Raw genomic sequence first — 23,722 nt, forward strand, 5'->3', positions numbered from 1 at the left:
ATGAAGATAAAAGTTTGCGGTTTAAAACATCCTGACAATATCAGCGCAGTGGCGGCATTGCGGCCCGATTACGTGGGTTTTATATGCTATGCGCCATCGCCAAGATATGCGTCCGAACTTGAGGGTGAAGTATTAGCCACCCTGTCCGAAAATATTTATAAAACAGCAGTGCTTGTAAATGAAGATGAAGAAGTTATCTCCAAACTTATCGATAACTATAACTTTGACGCCATACAATTACACGGCAATGAAAGTCCGGAGTTTTGCGCTTTGTTTAAAGACAAGGTAACCGTTATAAAAGCTTTTGGGCTCGATGATAGTTTTGATTTTGCCAAATTGGACAAGTACAACGGGTCGGTTGATTATTTACTGTTCGATACAAAAACAGCTAAACATGGCGGTTCCGGACAAACCTTTGACTGGAAATTACTGGATAACTATAAGATGAATATCCCCTTTTTCTTAAGCGGCGGCTTGAGTTTGGAGAACCTGGACGAGGTAAAGGCAATCAGTCATCCTCAATTTTATGGCGTCGACCTTAACAGCAGGTTTGAACTGGAGCCCGGTTTAAAGGATATTGATAAATTAAAAAAGGCATTTGAACTATTAAAATGAAATACGGAGTAAACGAGCAGGGCTATTATGGCGATTTCGGCGGGGCATATATCCCTGAAATGCTGTATCCCAACGTCGAGGAATTGCGGCAGCAATATTTAACTATTCTGAATGACCCCGATTTTAAGGCGGAATATGACCAGTTACTGCGCGATTATGTGGGCCGGCCATCGCCTTTATATCACGCCAAAAGATATTCGAAAAAATATGGGGCGAACATATTTTTCAAGCGCGAGGACCTGAACCACACCGGTTCGCATAAGATCAATAATGCCATTGGGCAGATACTGCTTGCTATTCGTTTGGGTAAAAAGCGCATAATTGCCGAAACCGGCGCCGGGCAGCATGGCGTAGCAACTGCAACGGTTTGCGCACTGAAAGGCATAGAATGTGTCGTGTACATGGGAGAAGTGGATATGGAACGCCAGGCCCCAAATGTTGCCCGCATGAAAATGCTTGGCACTAAGGTGGTTCCCGCCACATCGGGAAGTAAAACTTTAAAGGATGCGACCAACGAAGCCATGCGCGACTGGATAAATAACCCGGTAGATACGCATTATATTATAGGCTCGGTGGTGGGACCGTATCCCTATCCTGAAATGGTGGCACAGTTTCAATCCATCATTTCTGAGGAGGCAAAAAAACAGCTGTTAGAAAGAACCGGCAATGAACTTCCCCAATATGTAATGGCCTGTGTGGGTGGCGGAAGTAACGCCATGGGAATGTTCTATCATTTCCTGGATGATGAATCTGTAAAGCTGATAGCTGTAGAAGCGGCAGGGCAAGGGGTAGACAGCGGGCATTCGGCAGCGACAACGTTTTTAGGCCGCGAAGGCGTGCTTCATGGCAGCCGAACCATCCTGATGCAGACCGACGACGGGCAGGTGGTTGAGCCTTATTCTATCTCAGCTGGTTTGGATTATCCGGGTATAGGGCCGCAGCATGCGCACCTGTACAAGATCAAACGTGCCCAGTATGTAAGCGCTACTGATGATGAGGCCTTGCAGGCAGGCCTGTTATGTTGCCAATTGGAAGGTATAATACCAGCCATTGAAACAGCGCACGCGTTGGCGCACCTTGAAAAAATGAAATTCAACCAGACCGATAACATAGTGATCTGTATTTCGGGCAGGGGAGATAAAGATCTGAATACGTATATAAAACATTTCGGATATTAGACGCCTCTAAATCTCCGCCGGTAGCGGAGACTTTTATATTAAACGAAATTACAAGCCCCTTTCTACCGGAGAGGGGTGGGATGAGGCTCATGAACCGACTAAATAAACTTTTCGACTCAAAAAAAGAAAATCTTTTATCCATTTACTTTACCGCCGGTTACCCCGGGCTGAATACCACTGTTGCTATTGCAGAAGCCCTGGAAAAGGCGGGTGTTGATTTTTTGGAGATCGGTTTCCCATATTCCGACCCGGTTGCGGATGGGCCAACCATTCAGCACAGTTCACAAGTAGCCTTGGAAAATGGTATGAACCTGAACAGGCTTTTTGGCGAGCTGAAAAATATCAGGAAGCGTGTCAGCATGCCTATCTTGTTAATGGGTTATGTAAACCCGATGGTGCAATACGGCGTAGAGCGTTTCTGTAAAAAAGCGGCTGAGGTAGGCGTCGACGGTGTTATCGTACCCGACTTGCCCATGTATGAATATGAAAACCTTTACGCCCAAAGCTTTAAGGATAACAACCTCAGCAATATTTTCCTGGTTACACCTCAAACATCGGAAGAACGCATACATAAGATCGACGGCCTGAGCGATAGCTTTATTTACCTGCTGTCATCGTCATCCATTACCGGCAAAAACCTGCAGGTTTCCAATTTGATAGAGGATTATTATAAGCGCGTTAAATTGATGCAGTTGAAGAACCCGGCCATAATCGGCTTTGGTATCTCCAATACAGAAACATTTAACAAGGCTTGTGAATATGCGCGCGGGGCTATTGTAGGCAGCGCTTTCGTCAAGTTTTTAGGAACTGAAAATTACCTGGAAAGAATACCGGAATTTGTTAGATCTATACGGCCTTAATCTGCCGCAAATATCATCGGATTTTGCGCTCTTGCGACTTTTTTGAATTGCATTATGGCGGTTGTGCCAGTCGGAAAGAAAAACAGCTCTTGCTCAACTCCGTTTTCTGTGTAGCTTATCTGCCATCTTTTTCTGAGGCTTGAATAACTGGCTACAGGCTCTATGCGGCTGATGTCCTTTAACCGGATTATCTTTTCAGTTTTCCTGTTCGTCATAAACAGGAACGATTCATCATAAGAAATATTAAGCGGCGCCATGTAGATGGTATAAATGCTGTAAGGCACCAAAAGCAGCATCAGCACAAATAGCAAAGCCGCGACGATGACAGGTAGCGCCGCCCACGAAAAAAATGTGATAACGGGCACCACGGCTATTATTATTTTTTCGGGAATTAAATTGCTGGATAATTGCGCTCTGAACAAGACCGGATATTTTTGGCAAACATAGCCAAAATCTTTGTTACAGATATAATTCCAGTTCGCCTTTACCCTCGCGCAATACTTCCGGCTCACCAGAGGTACAATCAACTACTGTTGATGCAATATTTCCACCATAACCTCCGTCGATGACGATATCTACAAGGTCCTGGTATTTTTCGTAGATCAATTCAGGGTCGGTCGAATATTCCATCACTTCATCATCATCGTGGATAGAAGTAGATACAATAGGGTTACCCAATTGCTTTACGATCTCCCGTGCGATATCGTTATCAGGCACACGTATGCCGACTGTTTTTTTATTTAGGCTTAAAAGCTTAGGTACGTTATGGCTTGCATTAAAGATAAAAGTGAATGGTCCCGGCAAGGCCTTTTTTAGCATCCGGAAAATGGTATTATCTATCGGTTTGGTATAATCTGATATATGGCTTAGGTCATAGCAAATGAACGACAGGTTTGCTTTCTCGGGTTTGATACGCCTGATCTGGCAAATACGCTCTATCGCTTTTTGATTGGTAATATCACATCCCAGGCCATATACGGTATCGGTAGGGTAGATGATGATACCACCTTTACGCAGCATATCCACTACCTGCTCAATAGCTTTAGGGTTTGGGTTTTCGGGATATATTTTGATCAGCATATTGGTTTAGCAAATATACCTTTAGATAGTTTTAAAAAAAGAAAAAGCCACGTGCAAATGCAAATGGCTTCGTATTCCTCATCGAAATCCGAAATCGACAATTCGATATCCGAAATTCAGATTACGCTTGTTTCGCAAGCTGGATATTAATATGAAGTTTGATGTCTTCACCAACTACAATAGCGCCTGCTTCGGTCACACCATCCCAGGTAAGGCCAAATTCCTTGCGGTTGATTTTACCTGTGATCTCGAAACCTGCCTTTGTGTTGCCGTAAAAGTCGGTTGCTGATCCGCCATATTCCACATTTAGGACTACCGGTTTGGTTACATCCTTAACGGTCAGGTCGCCTTTTAATTCAAATTCGTCATCACCTGTTTTGGTAAACGAGGTGGAAGCGAATTTAATATGAGGATACTGTTCTGCATTAAAAAACTCGGGTCCTTTCAAATGCTCGTCGCGGTGAGTTTGTGTGGTATCTATACTGTTTATATCCAGCGAAAAATTGATCTTCGCATCGCTGAAATCATCATTTTCAGTTTCTACTGTTCCTTCAAAGCTTTTGAAGAAACCAGTTACTGTCGAAATAACAAGGTGTTTTACCTTAAATTGTACTTCTGAGTGCATTGGGTCAATAACCCATTTTGTTACGTTTGCCATAGCTTATAATTGTTTTATTGTAAATCTTAAACAAAGATATAAATATATGTTTAAACATCTATTATCATTTTGTTAAGATTACATTTTGTCGACAAAACATGTAGACATTAACATTCCAATGATACATTTGTTCGAGAGATTCAACAAAAAAGCCCGTTATAAACGGGCTAATATTTCTTGACTAATCTCAAATCACTGACTTACAAGGCCAGAACTTCTTTTACACGCTCTGCCGCTTCTTTAAGCAGGATAGCAGAGTAAACTTTTAATCCTGAATTATCGATCAGTGCTTTCGCTTCTTCGGCATTGGTGCCCTGTAAGCGGACAATGATAGGCACGTTGATATTGCCTAATTCCTGGTAAGCATCAATAACACCCTGTGCAACACGGTCGCAACGTACGATGCCGCCGAATATATTGATCAAAATTGCCTTTACTTTAGGATCTTCCAGTATAATATTAAATGCGGCTTTCACAGTCTCCGCATTAGCCGTACCGCCAACATCGAGGAAATTGGCAGGTTCGCCGCCGGCAAGTTTAATGATGTCCATAGTGGCCATGGCCAAGCCTGCACCGTTTACCATACAACCTACGTTACCATCAAGTTTCACGTAGTTCAGGTTTGATTTGCTTGCTTCTACTTCGGTTGGGTCCTCTTCGGCCAGATCGCGTAGCGCAGCAAAATCAGGGTGACGGAACAGACCGTTATCATCAAGGTTCACCTTTGCATCTACCGCCAAAATTTTATTGTCCGATGTTTTCAGAACGGGGTTGATCTCGAATAATGAAGAATCGGTAGCATCATAAGCTTTATAAAGTGCGCTTACAAATTTTACCATATCCTTAAACGCTTCCCCGGTCAGGTTAAGGTTAAATGCTATCTTACGGGCCTGGAATGGCTGCAAACCTACTTTTGGGTCAATTTCTTCCTTAAATATTAAATGCGGGGTATGCTCGGCAACGTGTTCGATGTCCATACCACCTTCAGTTGAATACATCACGATGTTTCGCCCTTTTGCGCGATCGAGCAAGACACTGATATAAAACTCTTTGGTTTCGCTTTCGCCGGGATAATAAACATCCTGTGCAACAAGTACCTTATTTACCTTTTTACCCTCCGGGCCGGTTTGGGGGGTTACCAGTTGCATTCCCAGGATATTGCCGGCTTTTTCCTTTACCTCATCCAGGTTTTTAGCCAGTTTAACACCGCCGCCTTTTCCGCGACCACCGGCATGTATCTGCGCCTTTATAACTACCCAGCTCGAATTTAGATCTTCTTTTAGTTTTTTAGCGGCTGCGACAGCCTGTTCAACAGTGTCGGCAACAATGCCTTCCTGAACTCGTACGCCAAAGCTTTTTAAAATAGCCTTGCCCTGGTATTCGTGAATATTCATATGGTGAGTAGAATTTGGGGCAAATCTACAATTTTGTTTCACAAATTCAGCGGGCTTAGCATGGTCTTCAGCGATTAGTTTTCAATAATGCCAACTAATTTCCAATCTCTACTCAGTATTCACTAATTTAGCCCCATGCTCAGGGCTCATGCTATCCATAAAACATACGGACAACTGCAAATACTTAAAGGTGTCGATCTTGAAGTTAAAAAAGGCGAAATAGTGACTATTCTCGGTGCGTCCGGTGCGGGCAAGAGTACCTTGCTGAATATTCTTGGCACACTTGATAAACCTGATTCGGGGCATGTTGTCATCGGCAATACTAATGTAAGCAGCCTGAATAATAAAGACCTCAGCACATTCAGGAATCATAAGATCGGTTTTGTTTTCCAGTTCCATCACCTGCTTGTTGAGTTTAATGCAATGGAGAATGTTTGCATCCCCGCATTAATATCTGGTGAATCGAGAAGCAATGCCGAAAAGAAAGCGCGAAAACTGCTTGATATTTTAGGTCTTTCGGAGAGGCTGACCCATAAACCAAGCCAGCTTTCGGGTGGCGAGCAGCAAAGGGTGGCCGTGGCAAGGGCGCTGATCAATGACCCGTCTATCATTTTTGCCGATGAGCCCTCGGGTAACCTTGATTCGACCAATGCCGGGGAACTGCACAGCTTGTTCAAAAGGCTTCGCGATGAGTTCGATCAAACTTTTGTGATCGTTACGCACAATGAGCACCTTGCCGGGCTTTCTGACAGGAAGGTGCTGATGAAGGATGGTTTAATTGTTTAATGATTTTAATGTATACGTTAATTACAGCAGCGAATTCTTCTGAAGCATATGCGCTGAAAAATACATTGACCGCCGCTGATGTTTTATTAGGTGATTATCTCGAACTGCCGGAAATATTGATCAGGTCGGGCAAAATAATTAAACTGCCCGATCCGGCAGACGCCAGTTACGCTCACCGTATGTTAACCTTGTGCCTCGACAAAAATATTAAAGCAATATATCCTTTACGCCGGCACGAGATAGACCTATTGTTAAATTCAAGACAGTTGTTTAGTGAATACGGTATTAATATTTTTTCCGAATGATACGGTACGCTGATATTGATGCACGTAAGGATGCCTTTGTTTTTGAGCTGGATGACGTGCTGTATCCCGCAAAAGATTATTGGTACCAGGTATATTACCTGTTTGCCAGCTTTTTGGAATATACCGAAATGATAGACGCTAAAGAAGCAACCAACAATATGACCGGTACGTACTCGTCAGAAGGGAAGGAGCATGTATTTGATAATTTGAAGAAAAAGCTTAACCTTGACGAAAAATACCGGGCTAATTTTAATCACTTAAGTAACACGGCAAAACTTCCGCTGAAACTTTTGTTGTTTCGGAGCATGCTGGAGCTGTTGCAGGAAGTTGTGATGGACCGTAAAAAAATATTTATTGTGACCAACGGCAATCCCGGACAGCAATTGAATAAAATAAAACAGGTGGAATGGAATGGTCTTGAACCTTATCTTACCTGTTATTTTGCAAACGAACTGGTTCCAAAGCCCGAAACGGACTGTATTGACCTGTTAATAAAAGAGCATAATTTGCAGCGCAGAAATATAGTAATGATAGGTGCAGATGATACGGATGAGCAGTGTGCTGAAGCCTCTGGAATAGATTTTATAAAACTAACCGGGCTTTAAAAAGTCTGTCTATAACATATTATCGTATATTTCGTTTAAATCAAGATATTTTCAAAAGATATATTTATATTCAAACCAATATGAAAAAAACTATTTACTCAATTTTTATACTTTCTGTAGTGCTGTTTGCAGCGTGCAAAAGCAATAAGAAAGTCAATCCGACGCCTGATGTTACAGGTCCCGATGCGCCGGGTACCACCCTTGATAAGATCAAGGATTCGATCTTTTTATATGCAAAAGAAGATTACTTGTGGTATAAATCGCTGCCAGATTACGCCACGTTTAAACCCAGGACGTTTACCGGTGGCGATGACATCACTGCCTTGCAAAATGAAGTGGACGCATTATCACAAATAGCGATAAATCCAAATACCAGTCAGCCTTACGAATATTATTCACCTGCGCCGGGCGAATCAAAATATTCGTTTATTGACGACGGAACAGTTTCGGGCGAATTAAACGGTGTTATAGGAGATTTTGGCTTTGCACCGTTGTATAACGATATTAATGACCTCAGGATAAAGTTTGTCTATCCAGGCTCACCGGCAGATCTGGCTGGCATAAAGCGTGGTTACCAGATCACTAAAATAAATGGCCGGACGTCGTTATCGTACGATGCACCAGGCTATGGCGATGGAAGCAGCGCGAATTTAAATTTTGTGATAAACGCTTACTCTAACAGTAACACCATTTCGATGGACTTGATGAAGCCCGATGGTACAACGCTTACGGTGACTAACCTTGGGGTAGCTAATTATACGGTTAACCCTGTGTTAACCTATAAGACATTTGATCAGGGTAACGGGCACGTTGTAGGGTATATCGTATTCAACAGTTTTACATCTCCATCGAATGCAAGCCCGCAGCTTAATGCGGCATTCAATTATTTTACGGCGCAAAATGTAACCGATCTTGTCGTCGATTTGCGTTACAACGGCGGCGGCTACGTAGCTACGGCCGAATACCTTGACAACCTGATAGTGCCCAGCGGTAAATCCGGAAGTTTGATGTATAATACTTACTATAACGACATATTGACCGGGAATAAGGAAGTGCTGCTCAAAAACCAATGGCGGAAGGACCAATCTTCCGGGCAGGACTATAATTATGCACAGTTTGACTATTCGGTAGCGGGAAATGCAGTGAATTTTGCTAAACAAGGGTCGTTAAATGTGAACCGCGTGTTTTTCATCGTAACGGGTTCTACAGCGTCAGCAAGTGAACTGACGATCAATAACCTTCGTCCCAATATGGACGTGCAATTTATCGGCAGAACCAGTTATGGTAAACCAGTTGGTTTCTTTGATATAGATATTAATAAATATCAATTGTATATCCCGGAGTTTTCAACGAAAAACTCTGCCGGCCAGGGTGATTATTATGCGGGCTTTACTCCCGGGAGTTCAAGCTATCCGGGTGTTCAGGACTACGACGACGTTTCCAAGGATTTCGGCGACCCTACCGAAGGCTTACTGGCCCATGCGCTTAACTATGTCAAGACGGGCACTTATTCAGTAAAGGGAACCACGATACAAAGCCTTGCTGCCAACCAAAGGACACTTTCTATAGAAGCTCAAGGCCTGGCAGGTAAACAACTCGAAAAACACAAGTTTACCGGGATGATATTTGGTAAAAAGCTTAAGATGAGATAAATAAGTTTACAGGTACAAACTTTCGAAAGCCGGGGACGATAACTGTTTCCGGCTTTTTTACTTAATCCGCCAGTTCCCTTAAGTCGACGGGCACAACTCTCGAAACACCCTGCTCAACCATTGTTACGCCGTATATCACATCAGTGCTGGCGATGGTTCTTTTGTTGTGGGACACGATAATGAATTGTGACTGGCTGGAAAAATCACGTATAATATTATTGAACTTATCAATGTTTGTATCGTCCAGCGGAGCATCCACTTCATCAAAAATACAGAAGGGAGCAGGCTTCAACAGGTAAAGCGAAAACAGGATGGCGGTGGCGGTCAGCGTTTTTTCGCCACCAGAAAGCTGGTTGATGGACAGCGGGCGCTTACCTTTTGGCCGGGCTATAATGTCGATGTCCGACTCCAACGGATTTTCCGGTTCAGTCAGTATCAGGTCGCACGAGTCTTCTTCGTTAAATAGCGACCGGAAAACTTTTATAAAATTCTCCCGTACATTCCCGAACGCTTGCATAAACTTTTCACGAGCGGTATCGTCTATTTCCTTTATAGTTTCCAACAAAGATGCTTTCGCCTCGCTCAGGTCCTTCTTTTGTGCCTGTATAAACTCATAGCGGGTATTCATCTCGTTATAAGCATCTACCGCCAGCGGGTTTATCGGCCCAAAATCGTCGAGCTGTCTTTTTAACTTTTCAGTTTTATCGCGCAGTTCGCCTTCGTTCTCGCCGGCAGGTGGCTCTGCATCCAACAACTCCTGTATATCAATATTAAATTCAACCGAAAGTCGCTCTTTTAACGCATTTAGCTCCAGCTTCAGGCTGTTTCGTTCGTCCTTAAGCTCATTTTCAACTACTTCAAATTGCTCCTTTTTTCGCCTTAACGCCGATATAATATTTTCGGTCTCCGTTATTTCGTTCCTCCACGCATAATATTCCTGCTCGGCCTGATGGGTCGCCTTCTCCAGTTCTTCCTTTTGCTGGTACATTTCCATCAGGTCCTCATCGGAGTGATCGGACTGTGCCAGGTTTTCAGTTATGGCGAGTTTTACCTTTTCCAATTCAGCGCTGTTCTGATCGATGCGGCTTTCCAGGCTTTCCTTTTGGGTCTCCCGGTATTCCATATCCTTAACTAATCCGGACACTTTATTTTGCTGCTGATGAAAACGAATGTTTTCCTGGTTGTAAGTGTTGGACTGGACGGTGGCTGTTTCGTTCAGTTCGTTAAATGTTAGCTGTTTTTGGGCTAAAAGCGCCCCTTTTTCTTCCTTTTGTGTCTTTAATCCGACTAATTCGGGCTGCAAACGGAGCATTTCTTCTTTAATACTGGCAATCTTTTCGGCTATGTCTGCTTTGCGGTTCAGGCTGTTCTCGATAAATGCCTGGTATTGCTCCTGGCGGGTTTTTACGGTGATCAGTTCCGTGTTTAGCCTGTTAAGATCGTCATGCAATTGCTTTATCTGCTCGCTTTTGCCAAGCATTTTCAGTGTCGATAGCTTGCTTTGAAGATCACTGTAACGATTTTTTTGCTCGTTGATCTTGTTTTCAACCGACCTGATCTCTTTTGCCAGGTTATCCAGGTTCCGGGCACGGCCTATGCGCTTACCTTCGAACAAGCCAACCGAGCCCCCGGCCATGGTCAATTTTGATTTATTGAATTTTCCGCTTTTACCTATTAAAACCACGTCTTCGTGCAACAAAGTACTGTTAAGGTCCTTTTCTGTTGAATCGTTAACCAGGTAAACGTTTTTAAGCAGATGGTTGCAAAGGTTTCTGTAGCGAGGCTCAACTTCGATAACGTCCAAAGCAGCAACTGCACCTTCAATCAATGCTGCCGCTGGTGTTTGATTTTTGTAGTTATTTAATATAAAAAATTGCGCTCTTCCCTGCGAGGAGTTACTCAAGAGATTAATAGCCGCTATGGCTTCATCGTAATCTTCAACGACGTAGTAATTCATCAAAGGCTCAAGGTAGTTTTCAATAGCCACCCGGTATTCCTCGCGGCAAAAAAGTACGTCGCTAAACAAAGGAGCATTCTTTGCCCAGCCGGTTGTTTTCTTCAGGAACCGGATCGATTCCGGAAAGCCTTCCAGGTTATCAACCATGCTTTTGGTCAGGTTGTACTCGTTTTGTTTGGCGTCAAGTTTGCGGCTCTCTTTAACTATGGTTTCCTTGATCTCCTCCGATTCAATCTCCGTTTCTTTTATCTGCAGCTGTAACTGATCTTCTAACCCGGTCATCATTTGCAATTCCTTATCCATCGAGTCCGACCTGTATTGCAATTCGGCCACAGCCTGGTTAAAGTGCGATAACTCGGTTTCCTTGTTGGATGTATCCTCCAAATTTCGCTGACCTTCCTGTTCAAGCGCCTGTTGCTGTATTTGCAATATATCTAAGTGCTTTTCAGCCTTATATATTTCGTTTTGCAAAGTGTTATTCGCAGTATTGATCTCATTTAGTTCGGCTCGCGCAGAATTTTGCTGTGCCCTTAATTCGTCTACAGATTCCTTAAGTTCACCAACGGTCAGCTGCACCCTTTGCAGATTTTCGTCTTCCAGTAACTTTTCTTCAGCGAGCCTTTTGATGTTGTACAGCACATGATTCAATTGGTTACGGTCGCGCTCCAATTCGCCGCTCAGGCGCGATTCCTTGTCCTGTTGAAATTTTAGCTGTTCGTTTTTTATCTTCTTTTCATTTTCGTAAGCCCTGATCTTTCCAACAAAATCGTTGGTGGCCTTTTGCTGTGCTGCCAGGTTCTTTTCCTTTACAAGGCTGTCGGTTTTTTGCTGTTGCAACAATGCTTCGGTATTGTCAATTTGTGTTACAATAGCCAGTTTTTCATCATGCTGTTTCTGTTCCTGTTCCTCGATTTTTTTCAGCGATTCGCTAAAAGTGATAATACGGAAAGAAGCCAGCATAATGCTGAGGTTTTTGTACTGTTCCTTCAATCTGTAATAGCGCTCTGTTTTTTTAGCCTGGTTCTCCAGCGTTTTGAGGTTTTTCTCGATCTCGGACAACAGGTCTTCAACACGTTCCAGGTCAGCTTCTGTATCCTTTAGCTTGTTAAAAGTTTGTTTTTTGCGAAGCTTATATTTTGATATACCCGAAGCTTCTTCGAAAAGATTGCGTCTCGAACCTTCCTTGTTGGCGATGATCTCATCGATCATCTTTAACTCGATGATAGAGTAGGAGTCGGCCCCGATACCAGTATCCAGGAAAAGATCGGTGATATCCTTTAAGCGGCACTGCACATCGTTAAGCCAATACTCGCTTTCGCCGGCCCTGTACAATTTACGGGTTATAGTAACCTGCGAAAATTCGGTTGGAAGAATGTTTTTAGTGTTATCGAAACTGAGGGAAACCTCTGCGAGATTCGCAGCCTTGCGGCCTTTGGTGCCATTGAAAATGATGTTTTCCATCTTTTCACTCCGCAACATGCGTGTGCTCTGCTCGCCAAGTACCCAGCGAATGGAATCCACCACATTGGATTTGCCGCAGCCGTTAGGCCCGACGATAGCCGTAACACCCTCATTAAAGTTGATGGTTACCTTATCGCCAAAGCTTTTAAATCCCTTGATCTCTAACTTACTGAGCTGCATTTTATGGGTTTAAAGCTTAAAGCACGATGCTGAAAGCTTCCTGGTTCGATTATAATTTTATGCTTTGAGTTTTCCGCTTCAATCCTAAACAAAAATCTCTCCTTTTAAATAGGTAACGGCATTGCCGCTCATCAATACCCTGTCACCTTTCAATTCGCACCATAATTCACCTTTGCGGGCAGATAGCTGGTAAGCGTGTAATGTGCTCTTTCCAAGTTTGTCGGCCCAATAGGGGATTAGATTGCAATGCGCTGACCCGGTAACAGGATCCTCCGGTATACCTGCACCGGGGGCGAAAAAGCGTGAAACAAAATCCGATTTTTGGCCGCGGGCAGTTACGATAAAACCTACTGTGTCAAATTTTGAGAGCGCTGAAAAGTCAGGAGCAATATCAAGAATGTCGTCCTCTGTCTCGTATACAACGAAATAATCTCTCGAACGTAATACGGCCACAGGTTCCTTACCGCCCAATGCTTCAACCAATCCGTTTGGTACTTCGATACCTATAGGTGGCCGCGAAGGAAAATCCATAGTATACTTATTGCCATCTTTTTTTACGGTCAGTACTCCTGCTTTTACGGTCTGAAAATTGATCGTGTCTTTTTGGTATCCTAATTCTGTAAATATGATATGGGCCGAAGCAAGTGTTGCGTGCCCGCATAAGTCGATCTCAAATTCAGGAGTAAACCATCTTAGTTTATATCCATCACCTTCAACTACAAAAAAAGCTGTTTCAGCAAGGTTGTTTTCCGTGGCGATTCTCTGCATGGTTTCGTCGGGCAGCCACTCATTTAAGGGGCAAATGGCAGCCGGATTGCCGCCAAACAAACGATTGGTAAAGGCATCAGCCTGGTAAATTGGGATAGTCATTGCAATTTAATTGTTACTGCTAAGATAGTTATAAGTAACCAAATCATCAGGGCTTGTAACAGGTTTTGTGCACCCTTCGGTAATAAGAATAAGCCGGTCGCTAACGTCAATGATATTGTGGTATTGATGATCGGTAACGATAATGCCCTTGTTTTTAGAAACGGCTTTTATAATGCCCTTGAAATAATCTGCCTGTATCGGAGTAACGTGTGTAAATGGCTCGTCCAGTAAAATAAAATTGGACCGGTTGTAAAGGATCATCAGCATTCCGAGTTGCCGTAATTCTCCGCCGGATAGCTGCTCTGTTTTCTTTAGCTTGTGTTCCCGGTAAATATCCAGGTTTGAAAAGTCACTCCAATATTCCGGAGCAACCAGCATCTTAGCCAGGCTGCTGATACGTATCCCTTTAGGTAAATAATTATGCTGTGGTAAATAAGCTATCCTGTTTTTATGGTAACCTTTATCAAGAACCTCATTGTTAATGCTCAAATATTTGTGAGTAGGAGTAAGCAAACCGAAAATAATCTTCAAAAGTGAAGATTTGCCACAGCCATTCCTGCCGAGAATGCCGAGTACCTCGCCCGTTGAGCAATCAAGATAAATATCCTGTAATATTTTACGGCCGTTAAACTCGAGGTCGACACTATCGACAGTTAGTTTAAACATATAAGCGCGATAATTAAGTAAACGAATATGTCGGTTATAAAAGCACTAACAAATATCCATCGCATACTATAGCCGGTGTTCCGGAAATAATAATAATGATTTTTTGAGGTATAGTGATCAAGGCCTAAGGCACCTGAATAACCCAATAGTTTAGCTATGAAAAAGCTTGCAGCATTTATTGGCAGCCCGCCAAATAAAATGAGAATTTGTGCAGCTATGGTACATGCAATGTTGTACCAAAATATTAGCAAGTAAAACTGAATTGTTAAAATGCTTAATCTTTTCAAACGCCGGGCTTTTCCAAACAATGAAACAGATTACAGTTTAAATTATTGTTCAGCATAAGTTAAATGAGCTGATCATCGGACCAATAAAACCCACCCTGATTTTTTTTTCAGGCCACCTTCCTTAAAATCAATAATGTAATAGTAGGTGCCGGCGATAGCCTTGCTGCCCTTATTTGTTCCGTCCCAGGGTTTGCCATAGCCAATGCTGTGAAATATTCGCTGCCCGCCACGGTCGTAAATGTCAATTTGTGCATTCGGGTAATCGTCAATATTTTTGATGTTCCAAATATCATTTACCCCGTCGCTGTTGGGGGTAAAAGTATTGACGATCCCCAGTTTTTTATAAACCCGTACAAAAACACTGCTGGTGCTTATCCCGCAGCCTACGGTCGATTCGACATGAAGCGTATACGTGATATTGGCGGTAGCAGTGGTTACCGGTGTCAGCGACGTAGGGTCATCCAGGTATTCGGCAGGCGTCCAGTAGGCGACGATGTTATCGCCTGATGCCTTCCCATTGAGTTTAGCGGTTTCTCCTTCATTCATGCTGAATGTTTTTCCCGCATCGGCCACCGGGTTCTTGTAAACAGTGACTGTTGAGGTCGCAGATTTGATGTATCCCGGGCATGCGTCATTGCTTATTTCTACCTTGTAAGTTGTCGTTATACCCGGAGTTGCTGTTGGGTTGGCGATATCATCACGGTCGAGGCCGGTTGACGGGTACCACTTAAATTTGGTTGCATTAGTGCTCACCACGTTGAATTGTACAGAACCGCCCTCACATATTGCAACGTCATTTAGCGGCTCAGCCGTTACGGCATCAAATACTCTTACCGTAGTGGTCGCGAAAAGCGGGCAGCCATTTTTGATTATTCTGAGTATATAGTCGCCTTCGTAACTATGGTCGGCATTGACGGTGACAGTTGGACTGTTTTCAATCGATGTGAAGTTATTGGGGCCTGTCCACAAATAACTGTCTCCACCTTCAGCCCTTAAAATGAGCGGGCTGCCTATGCAGGTGGTAGTAGTTGAAGAAAGTGGGTAAGTTGGCAACGGATATACGTTAATATTAAGCGGATCGGAATATATCCGGCACTTTTCCGACCCGGCATTTGCACTGCTCAACACACCGATACGGTATTGATAAAGCCCTACCCGGGCATTCGGAATAACAACATTATAAGTTGTAGTGGTGGCGCCAGAAACATCGGTCCACACGGTGTCACCCAGTATTTTTCTTTGCCACTGATAAGCCGGGTCGAGGTACCCTTGCTGTTGCGCTACCAGGGTGTAATTCAGGTCATCGTTAATGCAGTTGTTTTTATCGCCCGTGTTCCCAATAACGGCAAACCCGGTTTGTATGAGCGGGCCACATGGACTGAATGTTATATCGTCGAGAGCAAGGTCATTACCTAAGCCGCCCCTGCTATTGTTGGTCATTTTTACGATGACATCCGACCCGTCATTGGGAGAGGTGAAAAATGTCCCATATTGTTTCCACGATGGAATTGAAAGGTCATCTGCTTTGATATTACCGGTGTTAAAACTTTTCAACACTGTGCCGTCCGGTTTTTCTATGCTAAAAGTAATATTAGGTTCGGAATAGCCCTTTGTTTGCGGAAGATCGCGCAAAATATTCAATACCCAGGCTGCAAATTGGTAATTGGTGTTTGCGCATAACAGTTCTCCTTTTACACGATAAGTAAAAAACTCGCTGGGCTCATCGGTGGCATTAATGATCATCATATACCCGTTTTTATCCCCTGTGTTATCGTGGCCAATGTATTTCCAGGTACCCCCTTTGCAAGATGTACCCATAGATGATAGAAGGCTATATTCCCCATCCTCACCCCCGCACGAAGTGGCGTTATATTTCAAATTTGTTATTCCCGGCGCAAGCGGAGCGCCTATCTCGCCAAAAGTTTTGCCGGAACCGAAAGTTTCATTCACTACCGGCGCCCCCAAACTGCCATTGCACACCTGCGCGTTTGTCGATACAGGAATGGAAATAAAGGCCGCAAATAATAATGGAACAAAAAATAGCAGGCGCATCAGGTTATAAAAGCAATAGTTACAACCTATAAATTTAGTTTATTTATTGAAAAAAACCAGAGCGGATAATGTTAGCCGTAAATTAAAAAGCCTTCGCTTTTGACGAAGGCTTTGAACATTATCCTAAGTAGGACTTGAGTATCTTACTTCTCGACGTATGCCTTAAGCGTTGAAGGGCTTTGTCTTTTATCTGCCTTACGCGTTCGCGGGTAAGGTTGAATTTCTCACCTATTTCCTCCAATGAAAGAGGATGATTAGTGCCCAAACCAAAGAATAATACAATGATCTCGCGCTCGCGTTCCGTTAAGGTTGAAAGCGAACGCTTGATCTCTTCCGATAATGATTCATTGATCAGTATCGAGTCGGTATTGGGCTCCTGGTTTTCGAGTACGTCCAGCAACGTGTTTTCTTCGCCCTGTACAAAAGGTGCGTCCATCGATACATGACGGCCCGAATTGCTCAGTGTGTCAGAAATTTTATCTACAGTAGTTTCCAGCATGTCAGCAAGTTCTTCGGGTGAAGGCTCGCGCTCATATTCCTGTTCCAGTTTTGAAAATGCTTTGCTGATCTTGCTTAGTGAACCTACCTGGTTCAAAGGCAAACGTACAATACGCGACTGTTCGGCAATCGCCTGCAGAATAGACTGGCGGATCCACCATACGGCGTATGAAATGAATTTAAAACCTTTGGTTTCGTCAAATCGCTTTGCAGCTTTGATCAGGCCAAGGTTACCTTCATTTATCAGGTCGCCTAAGGTAAGTCCTTGATTTTGATATTGTTTTGCCACCGAAACGACAAAACGAAGATTTGTTTTTGTTAACCTCTCCAGTGCTGCCTGATCTCCCTCGCGTATTTTTTGGGCTAATATTACTTCTTCTTCGGCTGTTATCAGATCAACCTTACCGATTTCGTGAAGATATTTGTCAAGTGATTGGGACTCACGATTGGTAATGGATTGGGTTATTTTGAGTTGTCTCATCTATTTTTATTACCTCGATTCTATACTTTAGAATGGAACGTGCAAAGGTACAAAATTGTTATGAAAAAAACATAAGCAATTATATCTTTACATTTAGATTATTTATATTGCTTTTTAGTAAAATTAGAGACTTTTTAACTCTAATTACAATTCTTCAAGCTTAAAAGTTGCCTCAACACGGATGCCTTTTTCCGTTTGCTGCAATGTGCAGCATTCGTTTACAGGGTCGTGTTCAAAAAACAACACATAATTATTGGCGAGAGCTTCACCAAGCAATGCCTTTTTTTCATTCAGCGTAGTCAGGGGGAACATATCATAAGCCATCACATAGGGGATAGGCAAGTGCCCAACAGAAGGTGTCAGATCTGCCATGTACAATATTTCCCTGTTTTTGTAACGAATAAGTGGCAGCATCATGGATTCGGTATGACCGGAAACAAAACGCAGGCCGAAATCTTTTGTAAACCCGGTTCCAGCTTCTGCGTCAATAAACTTAAGCTGACCGCTTTCCTGAATTGGTAATATGTTTTCTTTCAGGAATGATGCCTTTTCGCGGTCGTTGGGATTTACCGCCCAATCCCAATGTTTCGGGTTACTCCAATAGGTCGCATTCTTGAAGGCAGGAGTCAATTTATCGCCTTTGCGTATTACCGCTCCGCCTACATGATCGAAATGCATGTGTGTGAGGAAAACATCGGTAATATCGTCTTTATTAAAACCATGCTTTGCCAGGGAAGAATCAAGGCTGGCATCGCCGTGCAGGTAATAATGGCTAAAGAATTTGGCGTCCTGTTTGTTGCCAATGCCTGTATCTATCAAAATAAGCCTGTTGCCATCCTCTACCAGCAAACAACGCATCGCCCAGGTACACAGGTTATTTTCATCGGCTGGATTAGTTTTGTTCCAGATAGATTTGGGGACCACGCCAAACATAGCGCCGCCGTCTAATTTAAAAAAACCCGTATCGATGGTGTAAAGGTTCATAGATGTTGGTTCATGGTAAAGATCCATAGTTCATGATCAAAGCCATCATGAACTATGAGCCGCAACTATAAGCTTATAAATGTATGCACTCTCCGTAAGCCTCGGCTGCTGCTTCCATAACAGCTTCGCTCATGGTTGGGTGAGGGTGAACGGATTTAATGATCTCGTGCCCTGTAGTTTCCAGTTTGCGGGCGGTAACTACTTCGGCTATCAGTTCGGTTACATTAAAACCGATCATGTGTGCGCCCAGGAACTCGCCATACTTGGCGTCGAATATCACTTTTACAAAGCCGTCTTTAGCACCTGCAGCAGATGCTTTACCCGAAGCAGAGTAGGGGAATTTGCCCACTTTGATCTCGTATCCTGCTTCTTTAGCAGCTTTTTCAGTGTAGCCAACAGACGCTATCTCGGGGCTGCAATAAGTACAGCCAGGTATGTTATTGTAATTTAATGGCTCAGGGTTTTGACCGGCAATTTTTTCAACGCAAATAATGCCTTCGGCAGATGCCACATGAGCCAATGCCTGCCCTTTTACAATATCGCCGATGGCATAAACGCCTTCGACATTGGTGCGATAAAAGTCATCAACAACTACTTTACCTTTGTCTGTTTTAACGCCGTTTTCTTCCAGGCCAATGCCTTCAAGGTTAGTGCTGATACCCACTGCTGACAGAACGATCTCAGCTTCAAGGTCGACTACACCAGTTGCTGTTTTCACTTTTACCTTGCAGATTTCGCCAGTGCTATCGACCGATTCGACATTTGAGCTGGTCATGATCTCTATGCCCTGTTTTTTAAGGATGCGGTTCAGTGCTTTTGATACCTCTTCATCCTCGAGAGGCACCACATTATCCATAAATTCGACCACAGTGACCTTAGTGCCAAGCGCGTTGTAGAAATAGGCGAATTCGATACCAATTGCGCCTGATCCGACAACGATCATCGATTTAGGTTGTTTTGGTAAATTCATCGCCTGGCGATAGCCTATCACTTTTACGCCGTCCTGCTTGATGTTGGGTAACTCGCGTGAACGGCCGCCGGTAGCCAGTATAATATGTTTAGCAGTATAATCTTTTGTTGCGCCATCGGCACCTGTAACCTGCACAGTACCTTTTGATTTAAGTTTACCAGCTCCCATCAACACTTCGATCTTGTTTTTCTTCATCAGGAACTGGACACCTTTGCTCATCCCGTCAGCCACGCCACGGCTCCTTTTGATCACCGATTCAAAATCCACTTCACCACCTGTCACCTTTAGTCCATAATCGGCAGCATGATTTATATATTCAAATACCTGCGCGCTTTTTAACAACGCTTTGGTAGGGATGCAACCCCAGTTAAGGCATATACCGCCCAATGATTCTTTCTCAACTATCGCGGTTTTTAAGCCAAGCTGCGAAGCGCGTATTGCTGCTACATATCCGCCCGGGCCAGACCCAATAACAATTAAATCGTAGTCCATATTTCTTATGTGATTTTTGAATTTGAGGCAAAGCTAAGTAAAAAGGGGGGAATTGAAAAAAACCCCATTTATAGTACCGGATTTTTACCAAACATATACAAATCCGGTGTGAGGGATATATTAACTAACGGTTTATAAATCAGATAATTATATGAATATGGCAATAATAAGAACATAGTGTTAAATAATTGTATTCTCAATGTGTTAACTGTTGAAAAATACACAATAAATATTAACACAAATTTAACTCAGGTAACGGGACTGTTACATATCTTTGCGCCACATCAGTTCATTCAAATTATTCATTTAAACAAAGACAAATATGAGGAAGTATTTACTTTTATTACTACTGGGGGGCATTTCATTTCTCGCAGGCGAGAATGCTTTTGCCCAGGGTGTAACAACTGCGTCAATTAACGGTATCGTTACCGATAGTAAAGGAACGATACCCGGCGCGACAATTACAATGACCCACACGCCAACCGGTACGGTATACTCTACCGCCAGCCGTGCAGATGGACGTTTTAACATTCCCAACCTAAGGGTAGGCGGGCCATACACATTCAAGGTGACTTTTGTAGGTTACAAAGAATTTGTGCAAGAAGGAATCACCTTATCAATTGGCCAGGACCAACGTATCGACGCAAGGGTAGAGGAGAACAGCACCACCTTAGCGGAAGTTAAAGTTACCGGCACACAGGGAAAAGTGTTTAACACATCGAGGACCGGCGCACGTGAAACGATCAGCCGCGCACAGATCGAGGCGTTGCCAACCATCAACAGGTCGCTCCAGGATTTTACTAAGCTGACCCCTTCGGCCAATGGTTTGAGCTTTGGCGGCCGTAGCAGTGGTTACAACAACATTACTGTTGATGGTGCATTATTCAACAACTCATTTGGTTTGTCAGGTACACTTGGCGGTCAGACAAACTCCCAACCGATCTCCCTGGACGCTATTGACCAGATACAAGTTGATATCGCCCCTTACGACGTTCGCCAGGGTAACTTTACCGGCGCCGGTGTTAATACTGTAGTGAAGTCGGGTACTAATGAGTTTAAGGGGACGGTCTACGATTATGTTCGCAGCACTACACTTACCGGCTATCATGCCGGCCCTACGGATATTACCAAAACACCATTTACTTATCGCCAAACAGGCTTAAGCGTTGGCGGTCCGATAATTAAGAATAAATTATTCTTCTTTTTGTCAGGTGAACAGGAGAGAATAAGCGCTCCTGCTACGTCTTACGTTGCTTCAAGCGGTGGTTCAACGGGCGCTAACGTATCCCAGGCCGACGCAGCTACTTTGAATTCGATATCACAATACCTGCAAACCAATTATGGCTATAATCCGGGCCCTTACCAGGGTTATAGCTACCAGACCCACAGCGATAAGATGACTGTGAAGCTGGACTGGAACATTGATAAAAACAATGTTTTAAGTGCTAAATATTTTTACCTGAAATCTTATAAAGATCAGCCGGCAAGTAACTCCGGTATCGTTGGTATCAGTAATACTACCCGTGCACCGGGCGTTACCACGTTGCCATTTTATGGTTCGGGTTATCGTATCAATAATAACTTCAACATTGGCATCATCGAGTTGGATACACGTATCAGCAGCAGTATGTCAAACAGGTTAACAGTAGGTTATTCAGCGTTGCGCGATTATCGTGCGTCGTTGGGCGGTACTGCTATTCCATTGGTTGACATTGGTAATGGCGTTGCAAGTGCTGATCCTGTTACGGGCATTGTTACAGAAACAACGGCATCTGCGGTCCAAACCAGTTTTGGTTACGAGTTGTATACTGCAAACAACTTATTGAGCACTAATATCGCCCAGTTCTCTGATGACTTTACCATTTTTGCCGGTAAGCACGAGATCGTGATTGGTACAAGCGACCAGATACAAAGCTATACCAATGGTTTCGCTCCTAATTACAACGGTTTGTACACTTATAACTCAGCCTATGATTTCCTGAACGGACTTCCGGCTCTTGCTTATTCGACACGTTTTTCGGCGTTGCCTGATGGATCTTTTCCTTATGCAAAGATCAAAGCCGGTATATACAGCTTATACGCTCAGGATAAGTTTCACGTGACAGACAATATCCGTTTAACTTACGGTATCCGAGCTGACTATGATGCATTCCCTACCACATTGCAACAAAATCCGAACGTACCAGGGTTAGCATTCCAGCAAGGTATTCACGTCGACCCTTCTGTATTGCCTAAAAACAGGGTGCAAATATCTCCCCGTATAGGCTTTAACTGGGATGTAAACGGCGATCAGTCGACACAGATACGTGGCGGGACCGGCTTCTTTACAGGTACAGTACCTTTTGTTTGGATATCAAACCAGGCATCAAACAATGGCGTATTGTTTGGATCATACACTATAAACAAAGGAGCTGCAACCAATACCCAGGCGCAAAATGACCAATTGATCTTCAACCCGAATGTCAATGCAAACAGGCCGACCAATGCAGCTGCAAATACTTCTTATGAGCTCGACGTAGCTGATCCGAACCTGAAATATCCAAAGATTTGGAGAAGTAACCTGGCTGTTGACCAAAAATTACCCGGCGGTATTATCGCTACCATCGAGGGTTCATACACTAAAGATATTAATGCGATCTACCATCAGAACCTGGTGCTTTCTGACGGATTTACAACTTTGCCGGGTGTTGAAGGCCAGATTCGTTACGATTCTAAAAACATCACCCCGGCTGCCGCTGCCGCAACAGCTGCCAATCCGTCTATAACAGGATTATACTATATGACCAATACCAATAAAGGTTATTCATGGTTCGTTACCGGTCAGTTGCAAAAAAGCTTCTCAAACGGTTTATACGCCAACGTCGCTTATACGCATACCGTAACTAAGGATGTAAACGACGGTGGCTCTACAGCTTCAACCATCTGGAGCACGCGATACGTTGCAGGTAACCCCAATGCGGATAACTTGTCGAATAGTTCATTTGTGCAGCCAAACAGGATCATTGCTTCTTTCGCTTACAAGAAAGACTACATAAAACACGCTACTACAACTATCGGTTTGGTATTTGAAAGAGCTAATAGCGGCGCTGTTTCTTACATTACATCCGGCGACCCTAATAATGACAACGCAACCAACGACCTGATGTATATTCCTAAAAACAAAGGAGATATTATCCTGGTAGCAAATGACGCGAAAGATTTGCGTACACCTGACCAACTGTGGGTTCAATTGAATAATTTTATTGGCCAGGATAAATACCTGAGTTCACACAGGGGCCAATTTGCTCAGCGTAATGGTGCCATATTGCCTTATTTCCAAAGGGCTGACTTGCATCTTGCACAGGATTTCTATATCCAGGCAGGCAAAGTAAAAAACACGTTAGAATTCACGTTTGACATCATCAACCTGGGTAACTTCCTTAACAGGGACTGGGGGTTGTATCAGACCGCATTTAACGGATTTAGCAGCGGCTCGGTGACAGTGTTGAAATACCAGGGTATTGATGCATCAACCGGCAAGGCTAAATATTCCTTCCCTTACCTGGACGCTAACAACCTGGTTCCTGTAACCAGCTCATATAAAACTGACATCAGCCAGCTTTCAAGGTGGCAGGCACAATTCGGTATCCGTTATATTTTTAATTGATCCGATTTTATTTGAAATGGAAAGCCCTCCGGTTAACTCAGGAGG

At 43.5% G+C, this 23,722-nt stretch carries 19 protein-coding genes; 8 read left to right on the plus strand and 11 right to left on the minus strand.

Going from position 1 to position 23,722, the window contains the following annotated elements:
* From VL525_RS10290 to trpA, 3 genes are all read left to right on the plus strand, one after another.
* The gene (locus VL525_RS10290) at positions 1–615 is read left to right on the plus strand and encodes a phosphoribosylanthranilate isomerase (RefSeq protein WP_325386100.1); all 615 of its coding nucleotides are present in this window, start codon (positions 1–3) and stop codon (positions 613–615) included.
* Positions 612–1,793 carry a tryptophan synthase subunit beta gene (trpB, locus tag VL525_RS10295; RefSeq protein ID WP_325386102.1) on the plus strand — a complete coding sequence of 394 codons (1,182 nt, stop codon included), beginning with the start codon at positions 612–614 and terminating at the stop codon, positions 1,791–1,793. The genes VL525_RS10290 and trpB overlap by 4 nt, the downstream gene beginning before the upstream one ends.
* An 89-nt stretch (positions 1,794–1,882) precedes the next feature.
* Complete coding sequence (trpA, locus tag VL525_RS10300) at positions 1,883–2,653, plus strand: tryptophan synthase subunit alpha (protein WP_325386104.1); 771 nt, start codon at positions 1,883–1,885, stop codon at positions 2,651–2,653.
* On the opposite strand, the gene VL525_RS10305 is transcribed toward trpA, so the two are convergent.
* From VL525_RS10305 to sucC, 4 genes are all read right to left on the minus strand, one after another.
* A complete protein-coding gene (locus tag VL525_RS10305) occupies positions 2,650–3,075 on the minus strand; it encodes a hypothetical protein (protein WP_325386106.1) in 426 nt (141 codons plus the stop codon). The genes trpA and VL525_RS10305 overlap by 4 nt on opposite strands.
* Positions 3,076–3,112: 37 nt before the next feature.
* On the minus strand, positions 3,113–3,733 hold the full coding sequence (locus VL525_RS10310; protein ID WP_325386108.1) for an L-threonylcarbamoyladenylate synthase: 621 nt from the start codon (positions 3,731–3,733) through the stop codon (positions 3,113–3,115).
* Positions 3,734–3,854: 121 nt separating this feature from the next.
* Positions 3,855–4,391 carry a YceI family protein gene (locus VL525_RS10315; protein ID WP_325386110.1) on the minus strand — a complete coding sequence of 179 codons (537 nt, stop codon included), beginning with the start codon at positions 4,389–4,391 and terminating at the stop codon, positions 3,855–3,857.
* A 200-nt stretch (positions 4,392–4,591) separates the two neighbouring features.
* Entirely contained in the window at positions 4,592–5,785 is a 1,194-nt protein-coding gene (gene sucC, locus VL525_RS10320) for an ADP-forming succinate--CoA ligase subunit beta (protein WP_325386112.1), read from the minus strand.
* A 135-nt stretch (positions 5,786–5,920) separates the two neighbouring features.
* Between sucC and VL525_RS10325 the strand changes: the two genes are divergently transcribed.
* From VL525_RS10325 to VL525_RS10340, 4 genes are all read left to right on the plus strand, one after another.
* Positions 5,921–6,571 carry an ABC transporter ATP-binding protein gene (locus tag VL525_RS10325; protein WP_325386114.1) on the plus strand — a complete coding sequence of 217 codons (651 nt, stop codon included), beginning with the start codon at positions 5,921–5,923 and terminating at the stop codon, positions 6,569–6,571.
* Between the two features lie 8 nt (positions 6,572–6,579).
* Complete coding sequence (locus tag VL525_RS10330; protein WP_325386116.1) at positions 6,580–6,876, plus strand: hypothetical protein; 297 nt, start codon at positions 6,580–6,582, stop codon at positions 6,874–6,876.
* A complete protein-coding gene (locus tag VL525_RS10335) occupies positions 6,873–7,481 on the plus strand; it encodes an HAD family hydrolase (RefSeq protein WP_325386118.1) in 609 nt (202 codons plus the stop codon). Before VL525_RS10330 ends, VL525_RS10335 begins: the two co-directional genes overlap by 4 nt.
* An 80-nt stretch (positions 7,482–7,561) precedes the next feature.
* A complete protein-coding gene (locus tag VL525_RS10340) occupies positions 7,562–9,133 on the plus strand; it encodes a S41 family peptidase (protein WP_325386120.1) in 1,572 nt (523 codons plus the stop codon).
* Between the two features lie 61 nt (positions 9,134–9,194).
* On the opposite strand, the gene smc is transcribed toward VL525_RS10340, so the two are convergent.
* From smc to lpdA, 7 genes are all read right to left on the minus strand, one after another.
* Entirely contained in the window at positions 9,195–12,731 is a 3,537-nt protein-coding gene (smc, locus tag VL525_RS10345; RefSeq protein ID WP_325386122.1) for a chromosome segregation protein SMC, read from the minus strand.
* A gap of 84 nt (positions 12,732–12,815) precedes the next feature.
* Positions 12,816–13,601 (minus strand): PhzF family phenazine biosynthesis protein, encoded by a 786-nt coding sequence (locus VL525_RS10350; RefSeq protein ID WP_325386124.1) that lies wholly within the window; start codon positions 13,599–13,601, stop codon positions 12,816–12,818.
* Between the two features lie 6 nt (positions 13,602–13,607).
* Positions 13,608–14,267: an ATP-binding cassette domain-containing protein gene (locus VL525_RS10355; protein WP_325386126.1), complete on the minus strand. Its 660-nt coding sequence runs from the start codon at positions 14,265–14,267 to the stop codon at positions 13,608–13,610.
* Between the two features lie 359 nt (positions 14,268–14,626).
* Complete coding sequence (locus VL525_RS10360; RefSeq protein WP_325386128.1) at positions 14,627–16,606, minus strand: gliding motility-associated C-terminal domain-containing protein; 1,980 nt, start codon at positions 16,604–16,606, stop codon at positions 14,627–14,629.
* Positions 16,607–16,724: 118 nt separating this feature from the next.
* Positions 16,725–17,585, minus strand: a complete 861-nt coding sequence (locus tag VL525_RS10365; protein WP_094570678.1) for a sigma-70 family RNA polymerase sigma factor — start codon at positions 17,583–17,585, stop codon at positions 16,725–16,727.
* Positions 17,586–17,729: 144 nt separating this feature from the next.
* Positions 17,730–18,569, minus strand: coding sequence for an MBL fold metallo-hydrolase (locus VL525_RS10370; protein ID WP_325386323.1), 840 nt, complete (start codon positions 18,567–18,569; stop codon positions 17,730–17,732).
* A gap of 73 nt (positions 18,570–18,642) precedes the next feature.
* A complete protein-coding gene (gene lpdA, locus VL525_RS10375) occupies positions 18,643–20,031 on the minus strand; it encodes a dihydrolipoyl dehydrogenase (RefSeq protein WP_325386134.1) in 1,389 nt (462 codons plus the stop codon).
* 322 nt (positions 20,032–20,353) lie between these two features.
* On the opposite strand from lpdA, the gene VL525_RS10380 reads away from it, so the two are divergent.
* Positions 20,354–23,677: a TonB-dependent receptor gene (locus VL525_RS10380; protein WP_325386136.1), complete on the plus strand. Its 3,324-nt coding sequence runs from the start codon at positions 20,354–20,356 to the stop codon at positions 23,675–23,677.
* Positions 23,678–23,722: the final 45 nt, after the last annotated feature.

Source organism: Mucilaginibacter sp., assembly GCF_035492695.1.
GTDB lineage: Bacteria > Bacteroidota > Bacteroidia > Sphingobacteriales > Sphingobacteriaceae > Mucilaginibacter.

Bases quoted from the DNA above. Each gene is read 5' to 3' on its own strand.
- VL525_RS10290 (WP_325386100.1), top strand. From the start codon at position 1: ATGAAGATAAAAGTTTGCGGTTTAAAACATCCTGACAATATCAGCGCA.
- trpB (WP_325386102.1), top strand. From the start codon at position 612: ATGAAATACGGAGTAAACGAGCAGGGCTATTATGGCGATTTCGGCGGG.
- trpA (WP_325386104.1), top strand. From the start codon at position 1,883: ATGAACCGACTAAATAAACTTTTCGACTCAAAAAAAGAAAATCTTTTA.
- VL525_RS10310 (WP_325386108.1), bottom strand. From the start codon at position 3,733: ATGCTGATCAAAATATATCCCGAAAACCCAAACCCTAAAGCTATTGAG.
- VL525_RS10315 (WP_325386110.1), bottom strand. From the start codon at position 4,391: ATGGCAAACGTAACAAAATGGGTTATTGACCCAATGCACTCAGAAGTA.
- sucC (WP_325386112.1), bottom strand. From the start codon at position 5,785: ATGAATATTCACGAATACCAGGGCAAGGCTATTTTAAAAAGCTTTGGC.
- VL525_RS10325 (WP_325386114.1), top strand. From the start codon at position 5,921: ATGCTCAGGGCTCATGCTATCCATAAAACATACGGACAACTGCAAATA.
- VL525_RS10330 (WP_325386116.1), top strand. From the start codon at position 6,580: ATGTATACGTTAATTACAGCAGCGAATTCTTCTGAAGCATATGCGCTG.
- VL525_RS10335 (WP_325386118.1), top strand. From the start codon at position 6,873: ATGATACGGTACGCTGATATTGATGCACGTAAGGATGCCTTTGTTTTT.
- VL525_RS10340 (WP_325386120.1), top strand. From the start codon at position 7,562: ATGAAAAAAACTATTTACTCAATTTTTATACTTTCTGTAGTGCTGTTT.
- smc (WP_325386122.1), bottom strand. From the start codon at position 12,731: ATGCAGCTCAGTAAGTTAGAGATCAAGGGATTTAAAAGCTTTGGCGAT.
- VL525_RS10350 (WP_325386124.1), bottom strand. From the start codon at position 13,601: ATGACTATCCCAATTTACCAGGCTGATGCCTTTACCAATCGTTTGTTT.
- VL525_RS10355 (WP_325386126.1), bottom strand. From the start codon at position 14,267: ATGTTTAAACTAACTGTCGATAGTGTCGACCTCGAGTTTAACGGCCGT.
- VL525_RS10360 (WP_325386128.1), bottom strand. From the start codon at position 16,606: ATGCGCCTGCTATTTTTTGTTCCATTATTATTTGCGGCCTTTATTTCC.
- VL525_RS10365 (WP_094570678.1), bottom strand. From the start codon at position 17,585: ATGAGACAACTCAAAATAACCCAATCCATTACCAATCGTGAGTCCCAA.
- VL525_RS10370 (WP_325386323.1), bottom strand. From the start codon at position 18,569: ATGAACCTTTACACCATCGATACGGGTTTTTTTAAATTAGACGGCGGC.
- lpdA (WP_325386134.1), bottom strand. From the start codon at position 20,031: ATGGACTACGATTTAATTGTTATTGGGTCTGGCCCGGGCGGATATGTA.
- VL525_RS10380 (WP_325386136.1), top strand. From the start codon at position 20,354: ATGAGGAAGTATTTACTTTTATTACTACTGGGGGGCATTTCATTTCTC.